The organism is Streptomyces sp. NPDC056128, from assembly GCF_042263835.1.
Classification (GTDB): Bacteria; Actinomycetota; Actinomycetes; order Streptomycetales; family Streptomycetaceae; genus Streptomyces.
The window spans coordinates 122,012-140,333 of record NZ_JBHJVQ010000010.1 but is presented as its reverse complement, the minus strand read 5'-3'; the positions used below and the strand labels follow the sequence as shown (position 1 = coordinate 140,333).

At 73.7% G+C, this 18,322-nt stretch carries 18 protein-coding genes; 11 read left to right on the top strand and 7 right to left on the bottom strand.

All coding sequences use genetic code 11. The features are described from left to right. The first annotated feature begins 16 nt into the window (after positions 1-16). From ACFC1X_RS21000 to ACFC1X_RS20970, 7 genes are all read left to right on the top strand, one after another. Positions 17-1,150, top strand: coding sequence for an acyl-CoA dehydrogenase (locus ACFC1X_RS21000; protein ID WP_376355752.1), 1,134 nt, complete (start codon positions 17-19; stop codon positions 1,148-1,150). Between the two features lie 68 nt (positions 1,151-1,218). Then, positions 1,219-2,340, top strand: a complete 1,122-nt coding sequence (locus ACFC1X_RS20995) for an SDR family oxidoreductase (protein ID WP_376355916.1) — start codon at positions 1,219-1,221, stop codon at positions 2,338-2,340. Continuing rightward, a complete protein-coding gene (locus ACFC1X_RS20990) occupies positions 2,337-3,605 on the top strand; it encodes an aspartate aminotransferase family protein (RefSeq protein ID WP_376355750.1) in 1,269 nt (422 codons plus the stop codon). Before ACFC1X_RS20995 ends, ACFC1X_RS20990 begins: the two co-directional genes overlap by 4 nt. Positions 3,606-3,647: 42 nt before the next feature. After that, positions 3,648-4,115, top strand: a complete 468-nt coding sequence (locus ACFC1X_RS20985; protein WP_376355748.1) for an aromatase/cyclase — start codon at positions 3,648-3,650, stop codon at positions 4,113-4,115. Then, a complete protein-coding gene (locus tag ACFC1X_RS20980; protein ID WP_376355746.1) occupies positions 4,087-4,668 on the top strand; it encodes a flavin reductase family protein in 582 nt (193 codons plus the stop codon). Before ACFC1X_RS20985 ends, ACFC1X_RS20980 begins: the two co-directional genes overlap by 29 nt. Then, positions 4,665-5,987 carry an NAD(P)/FAD-dependent oxidoreductase gene (locus ACFC1X_RS20975; RefSeq protein WP_376355744.1) on the top strand — a complete coding sequence of 441 codons (1,323 nt, stop codon included), beginning with the start codon at positions 4,665-4,667 and terminating at the stop codon, positions 5,985-5,987. The genes ACFC1X_RS20980 and ACFC1X_RS20975 overlap by 4 nt, the downstream gene beginning before the upstream one ends. 52 nt (positions 5,988-6,039) lie before the next feature. Then, positions 6,040-7,293 carry a wax ester/triacylglycerol synthase domain-containing protein gene (locus ACFC1X_RS20970; protein WP_376355742.1) on the top strand — a complete coding sequence of 418 codons (1,254 nt, stop codon included), beginning with the start codon at positions 6,040-6,042 and terminating at the stop codon, positions 7,291-7,293. Positions 7,294-7,358: 65 nt separating this feature from the next. Here ACFC1X_RS20970 and ACFC1X_RS20965 read toward each other — a convergent pair whose 3' ends face one another. The 6 genes from ACFC1X_RS20965 to ACFC1X_RS20940 all read right to left on the bottom strand — a co-directional run bounded on the left by ACFC1X_RS20965 (position 7,359) and on the right by ACFC1X_RS20940 (position 13,841). Then, positions 7,359-8,234 carry an SAM-dependent methyltransferase gene (locus ACFC1X_RS20965; protein ID WP_376355740.1) on the bottom strand — a complete coding sequence of 292 codons (876 nt, stop codon included), beginning with the start codon at positions 8,232-8,234 and terminating at the stop codon, positions 7,359-7,361. 48 nt (positions 8,235-8,282) lie between these two features. Further along, positions 8,283-9,836, bottom strand: a complete 1,554-nt coding sequence (locus ACFC1X_RS20960) for an ABC1 kinase family protein (RefSeq protein ID WP_376355738.1) — start codon at positions 9,834-9,836, stop codon at positions 8,283-8,285. A 64-nt stretch (positions 9,837-9,900) separates the two neighbouring features. Continuing rightward, positions 9,901-10,659: a hypothetical protein gene (locus tag ACFC1X_RS20955; protein WP_376355736.1), complete on the bottom strand. Its 759-nt coding sequence runs from the start codon at positions 10,657-10,659 to the stop codon at positions 9,901-9,903. Between the two features lie 52 nt (positions 10,660-10,711). Then, positions 10,712-11,296, bottom strand: coding sequence for an RNA polymerase sigma factor (locus ACFC1X_RS20950; protein ID WP_376355734.1), 585 nt, complete (start codon positions 11,294-11,296; stop codon positions 10,712-10,714). Between the two features lie 90 nt (positions 11,297-11,386). Continuing rightward, positions 11,387-13,144 carry an NAD(P)/FAD-dependent oxidoreductase gene (locus ACFC1X_RS20945; RefSeq protein WP_376355732.1) on the bottom strand — a complete coding sequence of 586 codons (1,758 nt, stop codon included), beginning with the start codon at positions 13,142-13,144 and terminating at the stop codon, positions 11,387-11,389. 49 nt (positions 13,145-13,193) lie between these two features. Then, a complete protein-coding gene (locus ACFC1X_RS20940) occupies positions 13,194-13,841 on the bottom strand; it encodes a hypothetical protein (RefSeq protein WP_376355731.1) in 648 nt (215 codons plus the stop codon). A 216-nt stretch (positions 13,842-14,057) separates the two neighbouring features. On the opposite strand from ACFC1X_RS20940, the gene ACFC1X_RS20935 reads away from it, so the two are divergent. Both ACFC1X_RS20935 and ACFC1X_RS20930 read left to right on the top strand, forming a co-directional pair. Next, a complete protein-coding gene (locus ACFC1X_RS20935; protein ID WP_376355729.1) occupies positions 14,058-14,552 on the top strand; it encodes an SRPBCC family protein in 495 nt (164 codons plus the stop codon). A 153-nt stretch (positions 14,553-14,705) separates the two neighbouring features. Continuing rightward, positions 14,706-15,575: an esterase/lipase family protein gene (locus ACFC1X_RS20930; protein WP_376355728.1), complete on the top strand. Its 870-nt coding sequence runs from the start codon at positions 14,706-14,708 to the stop codon at positions 15,573-15,575. On the opposite strand, the gene ACFC1X_RS20925 is transcribed toward ACFC1X_RS20930, so the two are convergent. Next, positions 15,527-16,405 (bottom strand): alpha/beta fold hydrolase, encoded by an 879-nt coding sequence (locus ACFC1X_RS20925; protein ID WP_376355726.1) that lies wholly within the window; start codon positions 16,403-16,405, stop codon positions 15,527-15,529. The two genes, ACFC1X_RS20930 and ACFC1X_RS20925, sit on opposite strands and share 49 nt — an antisense overlap. Before the next feature lie 127 nt (positions 16,406-16,532). On the opposite strand from ACFC1X_RS20925, the gene ACFC1X_RS20920 reads away from it, so the two are divergent. Then, the gene (locus ACFC1X_RS20920) at positions 16,533-17,420 is read left to right on the top strand and encodes an RNA polymerase sigma-70 factor (protein ID WP_376355724.1); all 888 of its coding nucleotides are present in this window, start codon (positions 16,533-16,535) and stop codon (positions 17,418-17,420) included. Positions 17,421-17,536: 116 nt separating this feature from the next. After that, complete coding sequence (locus ACFC1X_RS20915; protein WP_376355722.1) at positions 17,537-18,298, top strand: GntR family transcriptional regulator; 762 nt, start codon at positions 17,537-17,539, stop codon at positions 18,296-18,298. The last annotated feature ends 24 nt before the right edge of the window (positions 18,299-18,322 follow it).

The window sequence follows — 18,322 nt, the reverse complement described above, 5'->3', positions numbered from 1 at the left end:
GAGGACCGCACACCCCATGAGATTCCTCGAACGCGAACGCACCACCCTCGCCAAGCTGCTCCCCGACCTGGACCCCGCCCTGCGCGAGACCCCGCTGATGGAACTGGAGCGGCCGGGCAGCCCGGGCGTCCGGCACTTCCGGGACAGCGGCGGGCCCGGACTGCTCGTCCCGGAGTCCCACCAGGGGCGCGGCGCCACCGCGCTGGACGCGCTGCGGGTGCAGCGCGCCATCGGCAGCCGCTCACCCTCGCTGGCCGTCGCCACCACCATGCACCACTTCTCCATGGCCACCCTGGTCGGCCTCGGCGGCCTCGGCGACGGCCTGGAGTGGATGCTGATCGAGGGGGTGGCGTCGAGCAACCGCATCATCGCCTCCGGCTTCGCCGAGGGCCGCAGCGGCGCCGGCATCCTGGACCCCTCGATGACCGCCACCGCGACCGCGGACGGCATCCGGATCAACGGCGTCAAACGCCCGTGCAGCCTCGCCCGCTCCATGGACGTGCTCACCGCCGGCGTCGTGATCCCGCGCGAGGACGGGCAGGGCGACGAACTCGCCGTCGCCCTCGTGCCCGCCGACAGCGAGGGCCTCAGCGTCAGCGGCTTCTGGTCCAGCACCTTCCTGGCCGGCGCCGAGAGCGACCAGGTCACGCTCACCGACGTCCTCGTCCCGCCGGAACTCGTCCTGCGCACCGCGACCGCCTCCGGCGAGCGGCTGGACGAACTCCAGACCGCCGGCCTGATCTGGTTCCAGGTCCTCATGACGGGCAGCTACCTCGGCGCCGCGAGCGCCCTGGTGGAGCGCGTGCTGCTCAACGAACGCGTCCCCGACCACGAGCGGGTACGGCTCTTCGTCGAGACCGAGGCAGCCATGGCCGCCGCCGAGGGCGTCGCCCGCCGCGTCGACGGCGGCGACCTCGACGAGTCCGCCCTCGCCCAGGCCCTGTGCGTGCGGTACGGCGTCCAGGACGCCCTCGCCCGCATCGTCCCCCGCGCGGTCGAACTGCTCGGCGGGCTGAACTTCATGACCTCCGACGAGGTGGGCCACCTGGCCGCCTGCGTCAACGGACTCTCCCTGCACCCGCCGTCCCGCTCCCGGATGACCGCACCGCTCGGCGCGTACCTGGCCGACGGCCCGCTGGCCATCGCCTGAACCCGGCCCACTGCCCACCCCGCCCCACCGACCCACCGGTGGTCGAGACCCGTTGGGAGAACACCCTCATGCCCTCGGACAACCCGCGTCTCACCGTCCTGCCCGCCGGCCGCACGGGACCGCGCGACCGCCCCACCCTGCTGCTCACCGGCGGCTCCGGAGTGCTCGGGCGGGCCCTGATCGACGAACTGGCACCCGACTACGACCTGCTGTGCCTGCGCCGCAACACACCGCTGCGCGACCCGCGGGTGCGCGAACTCCAGGGCGACCTCGTCGCTCCCCGGCTCGGACTGAGCCCCCGGGCCTGGCACGAACTGGCCCTCGAGGTGGACGTGGTGCTGCACTCCGCCGCCGAGACCAACTGGCGCACCCCGCCCGAGAACATCACCCGCACCAACGTGCGCGGCGCGGACAACGTGCTCGACCTCGCGGCCCGCGCCGACGCCCCGCTGTACCTCATGAGCACCGCGTTCGTGGCCAACACCCCCACCGACGAGGACCGCCGGCGCTTCCCCGGCGCCGCCGCCTACCTCGACTCCAAGAGCCGGGCCGAGCAGCTGACCCGCGAGGCGGGCGTGCCGGGCGTCATCGTGCGGCCCTCGGTCGTCATGGGCGACTCCGCGACCGGACGGATCGCCGGTCAGCAGGGCCTGACCAAGACGATCGGGTCGATGGTCCTGGGACAGGTGCCGGTGCTTCCCGGAGCCCCCGAGGCCCGGATCGACATGGTCCCCCAGGACTACGTCGCACGGGCCGTCGGCAGCCTGGTCCGGGGCGGGGTCGGCGGCGGCGAGTACTGGCTGACGGCGGGCAGAGCGGCCATCGAACTGCGGGAGTTCGCCGACGTCTGCGCCGACGTCGCCGTACGCCACGGCCTGCCCCGCCCCCAGCGCCCCCGGCTCATCCCCGTCGAGGCGGTGCACCGGCTGCTGCTGCCCATGCTGGAGGGCACCGCGCTGCCCGCCTCGGTCCGCCGCCGGCTGGAGCACTACGCGGAACTGCTGCTGGTCTTCCAGCGGGAACTGCCCTTCGACACCTCCCTCGGCGAACCCCACTGCGGCACCCGTCTGACCCGCGGCGACATCCGGGCCGCGCTGGTACGCAACGCGGAGAGCTGGGCCGAGGACCGGTCCGGCCTGCTCAGCCGGCACCGGGCCGCCGCGGCCGCCCCGGCGGAGGTGGCGTCATGACGATGTCACCCCCCTCCGCCCCGCCCGCCGACGCGACCGACGTGGTCGACCTCTACCTGAAGCACATCGGTACCGGCCGCGCCGTCATGGGCCGCGTCATGGGCGGCATGGCCGAGGTCCGCTCCGAGGGCGTCTGGATCCACGCCGACGACGGCCGCCGCTTCCTGGACTTCGGCGGCTACGGCGTGTTCCTCCTCGGCCACCGCCACCCGGCCGTCGTCGAGGCGGTGCACCGGCAGATCGACACCCACCCGCTGGCCAGCCGCGTCTTCCTCGAACCGGTCGCCGCCCGGGCCGCCCAGGCCCTCGCCGCCCACACCCCGCCCGGCCTCGACTACGTCCACTTCGTCAACTCCGGTGCCGAGGCCACCGAGGCCGCCCTGAAACTCGCCCGCGCCCAGGGCCGCACCTCGGTGATCACCACCCGCCGGGGCTTCCACGGCAAGACCCTCGGCGCGCTCAGCGTCACCGCCAACGCCACCTACCAGACACCGTTCCGGCCCCTGCTGCCGGACGTCACCCAGGCCGACTACGACGATCCCGCCGACCTCGAACAGGCACTGTCCGCCCGCCGCGACCGGGCCTGCGTCATCGTGGAACCCGTCCAGGGCGAGGGCGGCGTCCGCATCCCCCGCCCCGGCTACCTCCGTCAGGTGCGGGCGCTGTGCCGGACGTACGGCGCCCTGATGGTCGTCGACGAGATCCAGACCGGCATGGGGCGCCTCGGCACCTGGTGGGGCGTCGACGCCGAGGACGTGCGCCCCGACGTGCTGCTGGCCGGCAAGGGGCTCAGCGGCGGTGTCGTACCGATCGCCGCGATGGCCGCCACCGAGGAGGCGTACGCGCCCTTCAGCCGCGACCCCTACCTGCACACCTCCACCTTCGGCGCCTCCCCGATCGCCTGCGCCGCCGCCCTGGCCACCGTACGGGCGATGGAGGACGAGAACACCGTGGCCCGCGCGGCCGCGCTCGGCGCCCGCATCCTCGCCGACGTGCGGGCCGCCTGCGCGCCCTACGAGGGCGGACTGGTCCGCGAGGTGCGCGGCAGGGGGCTGCTGATCGGCGTCGAGTTCGCCGAGGAACAGGCGGTCGGCGAGATGCTGCTGGAGCTGATCGCCCGCGGCGTGCTCGTCAACCACTCCCTCAACTCCACCCGGGTGCTGCGGCTGACGCCGCCCGCCGTGGTCGAGGACGGTGCGCTCGACCTGTTCCGCACCACCCTCGCCGAGGCCCTGCACCGCACCGCCGGCCGCATGGCCGGCTGACCCCCGCGTCCGCGAACCCACCGGGAAGGAACCGAACCACCCATGCGCCACGTGGTCCTGCACGCCCTCGCCGACGGCCTGGCACCCGCCGAGGTCTACCGCCGCATCAGCGACTTCCGCCGCTACCCCGAGTACAGCGCCACCTTCCGCGAGGTGCGGGTGGAACCGCCGCTGCCCGACGGCTCCACCGTCTCCGACTGGACCGTCGAGTTCCGGGGCGGCCTGATGCGGTGGCGGGAACGCGACACCTACGCGCCCGAGACGTACTCCCTCACCTTCGAACAGCTCAGCGGCGACTTCCAGACCTTCGAGGGCAGCTGGCGCTGCGAGGCCCGGGACGGCGGCACGCTCGTCGTCTTCACCGCCGCCTTCGACCTGGGCATCCCGTCCCTCGCCGAGATCCTCGACCCGGTGGCCGAGTCGACGGTACGGGCCAACATCGCCCGGGTGCTGCGGGGCCTGGCGGACGCGGAGGTGATCGATGAACGCGCGGCTGCGGCTCGTCGCTGACCGGACGGCCGAGCGGCCCGCGCCGCCGTCCGCCGACCCCCTGCACGAGGAGCCGGGACCGGGCGCCGCCCGCTGCCTCGGCCTGTACGCGAAGCTGGCCGCCGGGGTGACCGTCGTGACCGCCCGCGGCGAGGACGGACCGCTCGGCATGACGGTCTCCGCCGTCACCTCCCTCTCCGCCCGCCCGCCGCTGCTCCTGGCCTGTCTGCGCGACGGCTCCCGCACCCTCGCCGCCGTCCGGGCCCGCCGGACCTTCGCCGTGCACCTGCTGCGCGAGGAACAGCAGGACCTGGCGGGCCGGTTCGCCGCACCGACGACCACCGCGGCCGAGCGGTTCGCCGGCACCGACACCCGGCAGGTCCTGGGCGTCCCGGTGCTGGCCGGGTCGCTCGCCTGGTCGGTGTGTCTCACCGAGGACGTACGCCGCTACGGCGACCACCACCTCGTCGTCGGCCGGGTCGCCGCCGTGCACGTGGGCGCCGGCCGCCCGCTGCTGTGGCACGACCGCCGGTTCGGCGCACTGACTTGTCCGGTCCCGGACGCCGCCGGATGACCGGGCCGCCGGCCGGAACGCCGCGCTGGGCCCCGGCGGAACTGCCGTCCCAGCCCCAGCTGCACGGCGTGGTCACCGCGGACGTGGCCGTCGTCGGGGCCGGTCTGGCCGGGCTGTCCTGCGCCTACCACCTCGCGGAGCGCGCGCCGGGCCTCGACATCGCCGTGGTGGACGCCGCGCAGCCCGCCGCCGGGGCCAGCGGCCGGGGCACCGGTCTGCTCGGCCCGCGCGCCGGACCCGCCCTCGACCGAGCCGTGCGCCGCTTCGGCCCGCGCGCCGCACGCCGCATGCACCGCGCCGGTGAGCGGGCGGTGCGGGACGTCCTCGACCTGTGCGCGCGGCTGGACGTGCCCTGCGCGCCGCGCCCCGGCGACCAGCTCATCGCCACGCGCTCCCCGGCGGGCCTGGTGGCACTCGCCCGCCAGGCCCGCGCCGCCCGCGAACTCGGCCTGGACCTAACGGTCCTCACCCCGGCCGGCATCCGCGAGCGCGTCGGCGTGCCCTACCGGGCGGCGCTCCTGCACCGGCCCGCCGCCACGCTCGACCCGGCCGCCCTGACCTGCGCCCTCGCCCGAGCCTGCGCCGGGAAGGGGGTGCGGTTCTACGGCCGCAGCCCGCTGCTGGCCGTCCGCCCGGGTGACCTGGTCGGCCCGGAGCTGGTCCTCCCGCACGGCCGGCTCTACGCCGGGCAGGCGGTGCTCGCCGTCAACTCCGCCGCCCAGGCACTGGACCTGCCGGTCGGCACGGTCCTGCCGCTCGAGGTGTACGCCGTCGCCACCGAGCCGCTGAGCCACGCCGCGTACGAGGCGCTGGGCGGGCGCGCGGGCCACGCCGTCGTCGACGCCGTGCCGCTGGCACCGTACTTCCGGCTGCTGCCGGACCGGGGGCTGGTCGCGGGCGGCGGCACCGTCACCGTCCCGGCCGGGCTCGGCGCTCCCCGGCTCCAGGCGCTCCGCGAGCGCGCCTGGGCCCGGCTGGAGGGGTGGCTGCGGTCCCTGCACCCCGACCTCGCCCGGGTCCGGGTCACCCACCGCTGGTCCGGCCGGATCGGCATGACCGGCGACGACCTGCCGGTGGTCGGGCCGGTCCCGGGCCTGCCCGACGTCTGGTACGTCGGCGGCTGCTGCGGCCACGGCCTCGCCCTGTCCGTGGCGCACGGAGCGCACGTGGCCGCCGCCCTGCTGGGCGAGCCGGAACCCGGCGAACCGCTGCCGTGGCACCGCTCCCGGGCACCCCGCCTGCCCGTGGGCGGGCCCGGCCGGTTCGTGCTGCGCGGGTACGTGGACACGCTCGGGCGTGTCGCGCGGTACGCGTGCTGACGGGCCGGTCCGGCGCGGTAGCCATGTCCCGCAACCGAACGAGAGGTTCCCGATGCACGACCCCCGCCCCGGCGCCCACGACGACCTGCCGCCGTCCCTGCCCATGGGCACCGCCGACGTCGCCTACCACCTGGCCATGGGCGGCAGACCGCTGCCGGCCGGTTTCCTGTTCGGGTTCTCCGGCCGGGCGCCCACCCTGGACTCGGTACGCGCCCGGGTCGCCGAACGGGCGGCCCGCATCCCCGCGTTGCGCTACCGCATCGCGCGGCAGAGCCGCACCTTCTCCCGGGTCGACGGGATCGACGTCGAACGGCACGTGCACGAGGCGTGGCTGCCCGGGGACGACGACGGCGCGGGCGCCGGACGGCTGATGCTGTCCCGTCCCATGGGCGGCGACGGCCGTCCGCCCTGGGACGTGTGGCTGGTGCACGGCCCCACCGGCGGACACAGCCTGTGCTACCGCACCGACCACACCTTCCAGGACGGCGTGGGCGCCGCGCACACCGCCCGGGCGCTGCTGGACGACCACCCCGACGACCATCCCGCGGGCGGGCCGCCGGCCTATCGCCGCCGCACACCGGCGCCCGCCGGACTCGCCGGGGCCCTCGGCGACATGGCGGCCTCCTTCCGCGCCAGCGACAAGCCCGCCTTCGACGTACCGGTGAGCGGCCGGACCACCCTGTGCCAGGCCGTCGTCCCGGTGGCCCGGCTGCGGGCCGTCGGCCGCGCGTACGGCGCCACGGTGAACGACGTCTTCCTCGCCGCGCTCGCCCACGCGGTGGGCACCTGGCACCGGAAGAGCACCGGCGCCGCCCACCCGCCGCTGCCGGTGGCGGTCCCGATGTCGGTGCGCACCCGTGGCGAGGAGTGCGCCCCGGGCAACCGGCTCGTCGTCGCCCGCGTCCTGCTGCCCTGCGACGCGCCGTCCCCGCTCCACGCCCTGACCCGGGTGGTCGCCCGCACCGACACCATGCGCACCGGCCGGCAGCGCGACGCCCTGCGGCTGCTGCTGGCGGCCGGCCCGCGAGGCATCGGCGCCCGGGTCGGCACCCGGATGGTCAACGGCCGTTCCGTCGCCGGTCCGGTGAGCAGCGTCGACTTCGGCAGCGCCCTCGTCCACCAGGGCAGCACCGCCCGCCGCGCCGTCCTCTACTCCGGGCTCGGCGCCGGCATCCGCTGCCTCACCACCCTCACGAGCCAGCACGACACCGCCTGCCTCGCGGTGATCCACGACGAGGCCCTGACGAGTGCCGACGCGCTCCCGGGCCTGTGGCTCGCGGCGCTGCTGGAACTGGAACGGCCGTAGCGGTACCCGGCACGACGAGGGCCCCGGGCGGCGTGTGCCCGGGGCCCGCGCCGTTCGCCCGGCGGTCAGTGCTCCTTCAGCGTCCCCGTCGTCAGGAACACGCACTTCGCCGCGGCCTCGGTGAGCAGCGGCAGGTAGGGCGCCAGCCGCTGCACCACGTACGGCAGCGTGAACAGGTCGGCGACCTCCGCCTCCCAGCCCTCCTCCGCCCACCAGCCCCGCGGATCGGCGAGCTGCCACTGCCAGGAGATCCCGGTCGCCGACAGGGCATCGAGGAACGGCGCCACGAACGACGACGAGGCGGCGCCCGCGTTCACGCACTCGGCGCCGAAGACGCTGCCGGGCGCGGACAGCTCCGTCATCGTGCGCACGAGGGACTCCACCGTGCGCGGCGGGAGGTGGTAGAGGTACGTCTCGGACAGCCACGCGGTGGGCCGCCGCGGATCCAGCCCTGCGGCGAGCAGGTCCCCGCCCCACGATCCGGCCGGGTCGGCACCCACGGTGCTGCGCCGCCCGCAGGACGGCGCGGCCCAGTCCAGCACGTGTTCCTTGAAGGCCAGCAGGGCCGGATCGTCGATCTCGAAGACGTGTGTCCCCGTGGGCCAGTCGAGGCGGAAGGCGCGGGTGTCCAGACCGGCGCCGAGCAGCACCACCTGGCGGCAGCCGGCCCGGGCCGCGCCCACCAGGAACTCGTCGTAGAAGCGGGTGCGCACCACGGCCCAGTCGGGCAGCAGCCGTTGCAGCGGGCCGTCGCCCGGCGGGCCGCCGGTGAAGCCGGCCGCGCGGACGAAGTCGGCGGCCCACGGATCGCGGACGTACGGCGCGGACCGCCCGAACTCCCGGGCGTGGGCCGACGCCGTCCACAGGGCGACCCGCGAGAGCCCGTCCGGCAGGGGAGTGCCCGGCGCGGGCGGGGGCTGGGGCCGTGCGGGGTCCGGCATGGGAAACCTCCGTGTCGGTGGGTTCGGGCAGGGCGGACGGGGTGGGGGTCAGGAGGACCGGCGGCGGCTGAGCAGCACGGCGAGCGCGCCGAGGGCCAGCAGCCCGCCGGAGGGGCGGGAGGGCCGCTGACCGCCCATCGCGGCGGGGGTACGCGGCTCGTGGATGTTGAGCGCGAACTGGCGGTTGGCGATGTCGGACAGCACCCCGCGGGCCTGGTCGGGACTGGTGACCGCGGCCAGCAGCAGTTCCATGGAGTTGCGGGCGAACTGGTTGCGGCCGAGGAACTCGCGGCCCAGCGCGAACAGGATCTTCGGCACCTCGCCCTGGAACACCTCCGGCAGCGTGATCTCCGGAGCCAGGCAGCGCACCGAGCCGTCCAGGTTGGCGAAGGACTTGCCCAGCAGCGACACGGACGGCGGCGACCCGATGCCCCGCTTGGTCGCCTTCGCCAGCACGGTGGTGAGCGAGACGCCGAAGTTCATGTCCTCCAGCGCCAGATGGGAGACCTTGGGCACGAAGGCCGCCATGTCGGCGGCGAACGCCGGCATGTTGGCCCACGGGGTGATCCGGCCCATCTCCGCCCAGTGCTGGGCCAGGCCCGCGCCGTCGTTCTGCGCCAACGTCATGAACAGCGGCAGCAGTTGCAGGCTGGTGCGCCGGTCCAGGCGGCCCACCATGCCCCAGTCGATCAGCGTCGCGGGCCCGCCGGGCGCGGCGAAGACGTTGCCCGCGTGCGGGTCGGCGTGGAAGAAGCGGTGCACGAAGTACCCGTGGTACATGAAGCGCAGCAGGTCCTTGCCGATCTCGACGCGTTCGTCGTCGGTGAAGTGGGCGCGGTCGATGTGCCGCACCGACCTGCCGCCGGCCAGCGACTGGACCAGGACCCGGGGAGCGGCGTACAGGACCCGGGGAACCTCCAGCGAACGGAAGGGCCGGACGTGCTCGCGGGCCTCGTCCATGTTGCGGGCCTCGCCGTTGAAGTCCAGCTCGGGCTCCATCGCGTCGAAGACCGAGCCGAGCATCGCCTCGATGTCGATGACCTCGTTGAACCGGGGCGCCACCCGGGCCACGATCTTCGACGCCCGGCGCATCAGGGCCATGTCCGCCAGCACGCCGTCCCGGATGCCGGGCCGCTGGATCTTCACCACGGCCGGACGTCCGCCGGGCAGGGTCACCCGGTACACCTGGGCGAGGGACGCGGCCCCGAGCGGGGCGACGGTCTCGACGTCGTCGAAGCGCAGCTTCCAGTCCGGCCCGAGGTCGCGCGCCAGCACCGGCTCGAACACCGAGAACGGCTGGATGTCCACCTGGTCGTGCAGGTTCTGCAGTTCCTCGCGGATCGACTGCGGCACCATGTCCGGCCGGGTGGAGAGGATCTGACCGAGCTTGACGTAGAACGGCCCCAGGCTCTCCAGTGCCTGCCGCACCGCCTTCGCGCGGCGCAGCTCGGACCCGGCGGAGGCGTCGGCGCCCTCCGCCGGGGACCGCAGGTCCTGCCGGGTGCGCCTCCGCAGCCGTGTCGCCTGTCCGACCTCGTCGGCAACGAGGCTGCCCAGGACCTTGACCACGAGACGCAGCCGGTCGCCGACGACAGACGCCATCGTGTGTCCTCCTTGAAGGTGGGACGGTGTGACGGTGGGACGACGGGAGGGGGTGGTGCGACGGTCAGCTGGTCGTCGAGGACTTTCCGCCCTGGGAGGCGCCGCCGCCGCCCTGCTGCCCGGTCAGGCCCTGGAGGGCGCCGAGACCCTGCTGTCCCGCCTGGGCCGGCAGGTTGGTCAGGTTCTGCAGGCCCTGGAGGGTCTCGATGAGCTTGGGCAGCACCTGGAGCAGCTGGGTGAGCTGGCCCGGCAGCGACATCAGGTCGCCGACCCCGCCCGCCGCGTGCCCGAGTCCTCCGGCGAGCTGACCGAGCCCGCCGAGGGCGCCGGCCGCGCCGCCGACCGCGGCCAGCGGGTTCGCCGCACCGCCCAGCGCCGCCAGCGGGTTGCCCGCGCCGCTGAGCGCGGCGAGCGGGTTGGCCGCCCCGGCGACGGCCGCGAGCGGGTTGCCCGCGCCCGCGGCGCCGGTGAGGGCGGCCAGCGGGTTCTGCGCCGCGTTCGCGATGTTGCCCAGCTGGCTCGCGGCGCCCGCACCCAGCCCGGCGAGGGGGTTGCCCGCGCCGGCCAGGCCGCCCACACCGCCCGCGAGGGCCGCCAGCGGGTTCGCCGCGCCGGCCAGCGCGGTCGCCGGGTTGACGGCGCCGGCCAGGGCGCCGAGGGCGTTCGCGGGCAGCCCGGCCAGCGTGTCGACGGGGTTGCCGGAGCGGGACGAGCCGGACTTCTCCGGGCGGTTGAGAATGTCGTCGAACGCCTCCTTCCCGCTGTCGGCCATATTGCCGACGAGGTCCTTGAAAATATCCTGGATGTTCTTGTTGTTGGACATGGATGGTCTCCCTTTCCGTTTCTCTTCGATGGGGGAGCTGTGGCTCGATGGGTTACTGGATGCAGCCTTCCAGGGCCTTTGCGCACGCGTTCTTGAGTCGTGCACGGCCCCGGGTGAAGGCGGCCTCGGCCGCCTTGACGGAGATATTGTGCATGCGGGCGAATTCCGCCGTGGAAATTCCCTTTGAGCGGGCGAGTATGACTTCCTGCTCCCGCCCCCGCAGGTGTTGCACCTGGGCCAGGAGCCATTTGCCGAAGTCCCTGTCGCAGACGTCCTCCTCGGTCGTGCCGGAGGCGTCCAGGAGGACCGCGCGCTGGAGAAGTCTGCTGCGTCGGTCCATGTCACGGTAGAAGTCGATGCAGAGGCGAAGCGCCACGGACGTCAGAAAGGCACCGAGTCGATTCCTGTCCAACGCGGCGTGGGCGGCTGCGCGGGCCATCGTTTCCTGAACGCAGTCCTCGGCGTCCTGAAAACTCGGCAGTCTTCGCCGAACCAACCGCATGAGGCGGTCCTGGTGCTGGAAGATGTCTTCCCAGGAGCATTCAGCGGGCGATTGGCAGGTGGAATGTCGCGCCATTGTGGATTGCAGCCCGTTGTCTCTCGGATTGAGCAGGGGGAATCGCGGCCGAATTTCCATTTCTCGGCCATGTGCTTTTCCTACCCGAGGCCCTGGAGCGGCAAACCGGAATGTGTGCCTCCGTCGGTCGGCAGGAATGATTCTTCGCGCTCATTTCCGCGGCGCCGGACGCCGTGCCCAGTCCCGGTTCCAGTTGACCCACATGTCCCGCACGGTCTGGTGGACCTGGGAGCCGCCGGCCCGCAGTTCGGTGGTGTACGCCTGGACGGCCTCCTTGCCCACCAGCCGCGCGCCGCCGGTGAAGTAGGAACCGCGGACGTGCCGCGGCGAGCGGAACTTGCCCCACAGCAGGATCTTCATCAGCGGCCACAGGGTGAACACGCCCGCGGGGCAGCGGTCTTCGGGGTCGAGGGTGCCCCACACGGCCGGGCACAGCTCGCTCTCGCGCAGCAGTTCGTAGATGCGGGCGACGGTCCGCTCCTTCGTCGAGTCGCCCGCGCGGTAGGCGAGCACCGCGTCCCTCGCCTGGTCGAAGAGCCGTTCCACCCACGGGTTGTCGACCCCCTGCAGGCCCCGGTAGGGCGGCAGTTCCAGGGCGTCGAAGCAGGCGGTGTCGCCGGTCTTCTCGAAGGTCACGGCGGCCTGGTTCTGCGCGTTGGTCCCGTACAGCGTGGTGATGGTCCACACCCGGTTCCAGGCGTTCCACAGCTCGAAGTCGTCGAACGAGATGTAGCTGCACGACACCAGGTCGTCGTAGAACCGGAACATGCGCTTGGTCCAGTGGTCCAGGTACGCGAACCGGGCGGTGTCGAAGTCGTCCTGGCGCACCGCCTCGATGAGCCGGTGGCCGAGCGCGTTGAGCGCCATCACCGTGACCGCCAGGCCGCTGGAGAAGAGCGGGTCGATGAAGTCGCTGGCGTGCGGCAGCAGGCACCAGCGGTCGCCGACCACCTTCTGCGAGGCGAACTGGGTGCGGTCGGTGGACACGTAGGGCCGCACCGCGCGCGCCCGGTCGAACTGCCGGGCCACACTGGGGAACCGGCGCACGTGCTGCCAGAACTCCTGCTCGGCCGGGACGTCGTCCGGGCGGGGATGGTGGTCGAGATCGAGGTTGACGCCGACGCTGCACAGCTCGCTGGTGCTGGTCGAGTGGTTGTCGAACGGGATGACCCAGAGCCACCCGCCCTTGAACATGTGGTGGAGCGTCCCCTGGCTGAACGGGCTGGGCATGCCGTGCTCCCGGCGCGGCGGAGCCACCGTGTCGAAGGGGCGCACGTCCACCATGTGCGTGAAGATCGTGCGCGAGCGGGTGCGGTAGGGCGGTTCCTGCCGCAGGCCCAGCCGCTCGGGCAGCACGGCGCGCATCCCGCCGGCGTCGACCACGTACGACGCCCGGAAGCTCCCCCGGTCCCGGGTGACCAGGGTGGCGCCGTCCTCCTCGAACTTCACGTCGTCGACCATGGTGTGGGTGTACGCGGTGACGCCGTAGGACACCGCGACGTGGAACATGTAGGCGTCCACGTCCTGCCGGAAGTAGTGCGAGTCCGGGCCGAGCGGCGGGCCCCAGGTGGGGTACTGGGTGCACTCGTCGGGCCGGGTCGGCTCGCCCTCCCGGTGGTAGACGAAGCTGAAGTTCCGCTTGACCCCGCAGTGGGACGACACGTGGCGGCGCAGCGCCCCGTTGGTCGCCAGGTGCTCGATCTCCGGGACGCCGTAGCGGCGGGCCAGCACCCGCAGGCCGAACGTGGTCTCGGGGACGGTGGACTCTCCGATGGCGAAGCGGGGGTGGCCGCTGCCCTCCAGCAGCAGCACGCGCACTCCGTTGCGGGCGAGCACGGCCCCCAGCATCGTCCCGCCGATGCCGCCACCCACGATGGCGACATCGAAAACACGCTGGTCCTCTTGCATGTCTGCGGTTCCTTTCGCGACGGGTAGAGCGAGTTGCCCGGCTCCGCGCTCACCGGTGGGCGGCCGGGGATGCGGGCAGCACCCGGCGCAGCCCGCAGGCCGCGACCCGGGCGGAGAAGGAGACGGCGAACCAGGGAGTGGGCGCCAGCTCGGACAGCCGCCGCCGGTCTCCCGGCACGTGACGCTCGCCGCGCCCGGTGACGTCCAGCCACGCACCGAAGTGCAGCAGCCGCGCCTCGGGCCCGGCCCCCCGCGCCGGGAACGGCCGCATGTGCTCACGCACCGCGCGGGTCAGCGCTCCGCGCCGGGCCGCCCCCACCTGATGGCCGGCCAGGAAGCGGTCGAGCAACTCGGCCGACTGGCCCGGGAATCCGCCGCGCCCGAGTGGCGAACGCCCCACCAGCCCGGCGTCGTGGAACGCCACCGCGGCCAGCAGCCCGACCCGGTCGTAGGCGATCCCGTCGACCCGCGCGCGGGCGTCGGCCAGCAGGAACGTCCGCAGGGAGTGCAGGGCGACCCGTGGCGGCAGCCGGCGCATCCGTGTGAGCGCGGCGCCCACGAGAGGATGTCCGAGCAGTTCCGCCAGGGCGGGCCGCCCCAGCAGGGGCTGCCACGCGCCGGGCAGCGCCTCCGGCGGGACGGCGGGCCAACTCGCCCCCTCGTCACCGGACTCGGGTACCTCGGGCCCTGCGGCCATGGCCGTTCCCCCTCACTGTGTGCCGTACCGGCGGTTTCCGTCTCATCTGTGCTTACGCTCGGGCGCCGTCGCACCCCCCACGCGCAACGCCCGTCCGCCGCCCGCGCGTTGGCGTACGGGCGACGGCGCGCGGCGCGGAACGCGCGCTCCGGTGGTGCGTTGCGGCCGCCCCTTCGGCGGATTCCCCGGAAAGCCGGAACGGGCACCATGAATGGCGTGATCGCCGTGTGGAACGTGCATGAACGCCCCCTGCCCGTCGCACCGGACAGGGTCGGCGCGCTGATCGACTCGCTGGGCAGCGAGCACGACCGCCTCTGGCCGCCCGACTGGCCACCGCTGCGCTTCGAGCGGCCGCTGACCGTCGGTGTGTCCGGCGGCCACGGACCGGTGCGCTATGTGGTGAGCCACTATGTGCCGGGCCGCTGGGTCCGCTTCCGGTTCACCGGCCCCCCGGGCTTCGACGGCTTCCACGAATTCAGTCTCGAAGGTCTCGACGACGGGCGGACGGTGCTGCGCAACACCCTCGTCGTCCGCCCCCGCGGCGTCCGCTGGCTGGCCTGGGCGCTGATCGTCCGGCCGCTGCACGACGCGGCGTTCGAGCACGGCATGGACTGCGCCGAGCGGGCGCTGACGGGGCGGGTGGCCCGTCCCGTCGAGTGCGGCTGGTATGTGCGGCTGCTGCGCGGCGCCACTCTCCGACGGGCCGCGTAACGCATTCGAATGCACGGACCCTAATGACTCGATGGAGGGAATTCTTTCGCTCGGACGAGGGATCGTTGCGCAATTCGATGGACGCGAGACTGAGAAGTCGCAGCGTGCCCATCGGCGATCCCGGCGGGCCGTCCCAACGACAGGGAGAGCGTCGTGAGTTTCCTTAATCCCCACATCCCGGGGGTCAATTCCGAGGACGTCACCACGGACCTCACCGAGTCCCCGCACCGACTGACCGGCCTCGGGCAGGTCGGCACCGCACAGCTCGTCGCCACCGTCGACGTACAGGCCGGCGAGGACGACTGGAACGTCCCGGCCGGCGAGGAGCATCCGCGCCCCGTGGTGCTGGTGCACGGCACCTTCGGCAACCGCGGCTACACCTGGACCTCGGCCGCACCGCTGCTGCGGCTCCACGGCCACCGGGTCTTCCGGCTCGACTACGGCCAGCACGGCAACCCCGTGATCTTCGGACTCGGCGACATCAAGCACTCGGCCCGGCAGCTCGCCGACTTCGTCGACGAGGTGCTGCGGCGCACCGGCGCCCAGCAGGTCGACGTCGTCGGCTTCTCACAGGGCGGCATGATGCCGCGCTACTACCTCAACGCGCTGGGCGGCGGCCCCAAGGTGCACAACTTCGTCGGCATCGCGCCCAGCAACCACGGAGTCACCGCGCAGGGGCTGCTGAACCTGGCCCGCCAGATCCCCGGAGCGGTCGAACTCCTCGAACAGGGCGCCGTCGGGGAGGTCGTGCCGGCCTGGCCCCAGCTCCAGCACGGCCACCCCTTCCAGCGCGAGCTGGCCGAACTCGGCGAGACCACGGAGGGCGTCCGGCACACGGTCATCGCCACCCGGCACGACGACGTGGTCACCCCGTACACCTCATGCGCCCTGGAGGAGACCGAGGGCCGCTACGTCAAGAACATCGTGCTCCAGGACATCGATCCGGACGACCGCACCCCGCACGCGAGCATGCCCTACAACCCGACGGTGCTGAAGGAAGTGCTCGCGGCGCTCGCCTCCTGAGAGCGGCTGCCGTCCAGGAGGACGCGGGCCACCAGCGCCGGGTCGTCGTTCATCGGCACGTGACCGCAGCCGCGCAGCCGCACCAGGCGGGCCCGCGGGACGGCGTGCTTGGCGCGGACGCCCTGCCGGGGGAGGAGCAGCCGGTCCCGGTCGCCCCACGCCACGGTCACGGGGATGCCGGGCACGTCGTCGGTGAACAGCACGCTCCGTCCGGCCCGCAGCGTCTCGGCGAACCCCTCGGCGTGCGCGAGCGCGAGCGTCTCGGCGACCACGGCCTCGGGGGAGCGGCGCGCGGGGCGGGCGTAGATCGTACTGGTCAGCGCGGTGCGTCCGACGGCCGTGCGGGACAGCCGCTCGACCAGGGGGAGGGGCAGGCTCCGGGCGGTCCGGCGCATCCCCATGAGCACGCCGAAGGCGTAGCGCCGCTCGGCCTGCGTCCAGAAGCCCGCCGGGGACAGGGCCGTCACCGACCGCACCAGGTTCTGGCGGCCCAGCTCCAGGGCGAGCAGACCGCCCAGCGAGTTGCCCGCCACGTGCGGCCGGTCGAGCCCCAGCTTCGCGAAGAAGGCGCCGAGTACCGCGTTCGTGGTCGACAGGTCGTGCGGCAGCCCCTGCGGCAGCGCGGACGACTGCCCGAACCCGGGCAGGTCCACGGCTATCACCTCGCGTTCGGTGGCGAGGATGTCCACCACCGGGTCCCAGGCCTGCCGGTGGTGGCCGATGCCGTGCAGCAGGAGCAGCGGCTCGCCGGTGCCCACGCGCGTGTAGGCGACGGTGATGTCCTGCGGACCGTGCGGGGTGGGGGCCGTGAAGGAGAGCGTTGCGGACATGGGGCTCCTTGTCGGGACACGCGGACGTTGAGGCGTTGCGTAGACAGCCTGTCAGTAAGAGCTACCGACGGGTAGCCCCCGGCGGCCCCGTCTGGACACGACCGGACACGTCCGCTGGTATGGAGCGGTGACCACCGAAACCGTGACCGACGTCTTCGAAGCACACCGACCCGTCCTCCTGGGCGTCGCCTACCGCATGCTGGGCCGCCTGGCGGACGCGGAGGACGTCGTCCAGGAGGCGTGGCTGCGCTGGTCCGGCGCCGACCGCTCCACCGTCCGCGAGCCCCGCGGCTACCTGGTGCGGGTCACCACCCGCCTCGCCATCGACCGGCTGCGCCAGATCAAGTCGCGCGGCGAGACGTACGTCGGCCCGTGGCTGCCCGAGCCCTACGTCACCGACTTCGGGGACACCGTGCCCGACACCGCCGAGCGGGCCGTCCTCGCCGACTCCGTGTCCCTCGCCGTCCTCGTCGTCCTGGAGTCCCTGTCACCGCTGGAGCGGGCGGTGTTCGTGCTCAGGGAGGCGTTCGGCTACCCGTACGCGGAGATCGCCGCCATGCTGGAGCGCGGGGAGGCCGCGGTGCGCCAGCTCGCCGGCCGCGCCCGCAAGCACGTCGACGAGCGACGCCCGCGCTACGACGTGGACCCGGCGCAGCGCCGCGACCTGACCGAGCGCTTCCTCGCCGCCGCGGCCGACGGTGACCTGGCCGGGCTGATGGAGCTGCTCGCGCCGGACGTCCGGCTGGTGGGCGACAGCGGCGGCAAGTCCAAGGCGCCCCTGCGCGTGCTGGAGAGCTCCGACAAGGTGGCCCGCTTCCTCCAGGGCGCGGCCCGCAAGGGCGTCCCGGACTTCTCCTACCGCTTCCTGGAGATCAACGGCGGACCGGCCCTGCTGGCCCTGTCGGGCGGCAAGCCCGACTCCGTCTTCCAGATCGAGGTGGCCGACGGGCGCATCCAGTCGGTGTACATCATCCGCAACCCCGACAAACTGCTCTCCCTGGCCGACCTCGCCTAGCCGGATTGGTCTTGACCAAGGGGGTAGGGCGTCCTATGGTCGCAGAGAACTGCAACAACCTTTAATAAACAAGGGCGTCAAAACGCCGCCGGACCACGGCGATTGCGGAGGACAGGGTGGGGACCACGCAGTTGGAATCGGTGCCGGAACCGAAGTACTGGCACCTCAGGACCGTACTCAGCGAGGCCCTGGACTCGGAGTTCTCGGTGGGCGAGGTCCTGCCCAACGAACGCGAGCTCGCCGCCCGCTTCGGCGTCGCCCGCGCGACCCTCCGCCAGGCCCTGGAGCAGCTCGAACTGGAAGGCCGCCTCCAGCGCCGCCGGGGCGTCGGCACGACCGTCGCCCCGCCACGTGTCGGCGTTGCCGTCGGCACCGCACAGCACGCCTGGCCGGGCACGGCCGACGACGCCTGGGAGCCCGTCGACTGCGCGCCGGCGGCCCCGCCCGCGGCCGTCGCCGACGCCCTCGGGACCGGCCGCGAGGAGCCCGTCCACACGGTCCGCCGCTCCCGCGTGACACACGGCCAGCCCGTCGCCGCGGAGCTGCTCTACGTCCCGTCGGCCTCGGTCCCCGAGCTCACCGCCATCGAGTCGCCCTCCGGCGCCGCCCGCGCGCGTGCCGTACTGCGCGAACTCCAGCGCGGCGACCTGGAGCGCCGGGAGAGCGCCGTCGAGCTGGGCTCGGCCGGCGCCGACGACGCGAAGGAGCTGGACCGCCTCCCGGGCGCGCCCGTCCTCGTGGTCACCACCCGCTACCTCGCCGGGGGCCGCACCGCCGCGCTCTCCGTCGCCACCTACCGCGCGGACACCTGCCGGCTGACGTTCGGGGACTCCGGCGACGTGGAGATCCACCACGGCCCGCAGACCCGCGCCTCCTGACCGGCCCCGCCCGCACCCGCCTCC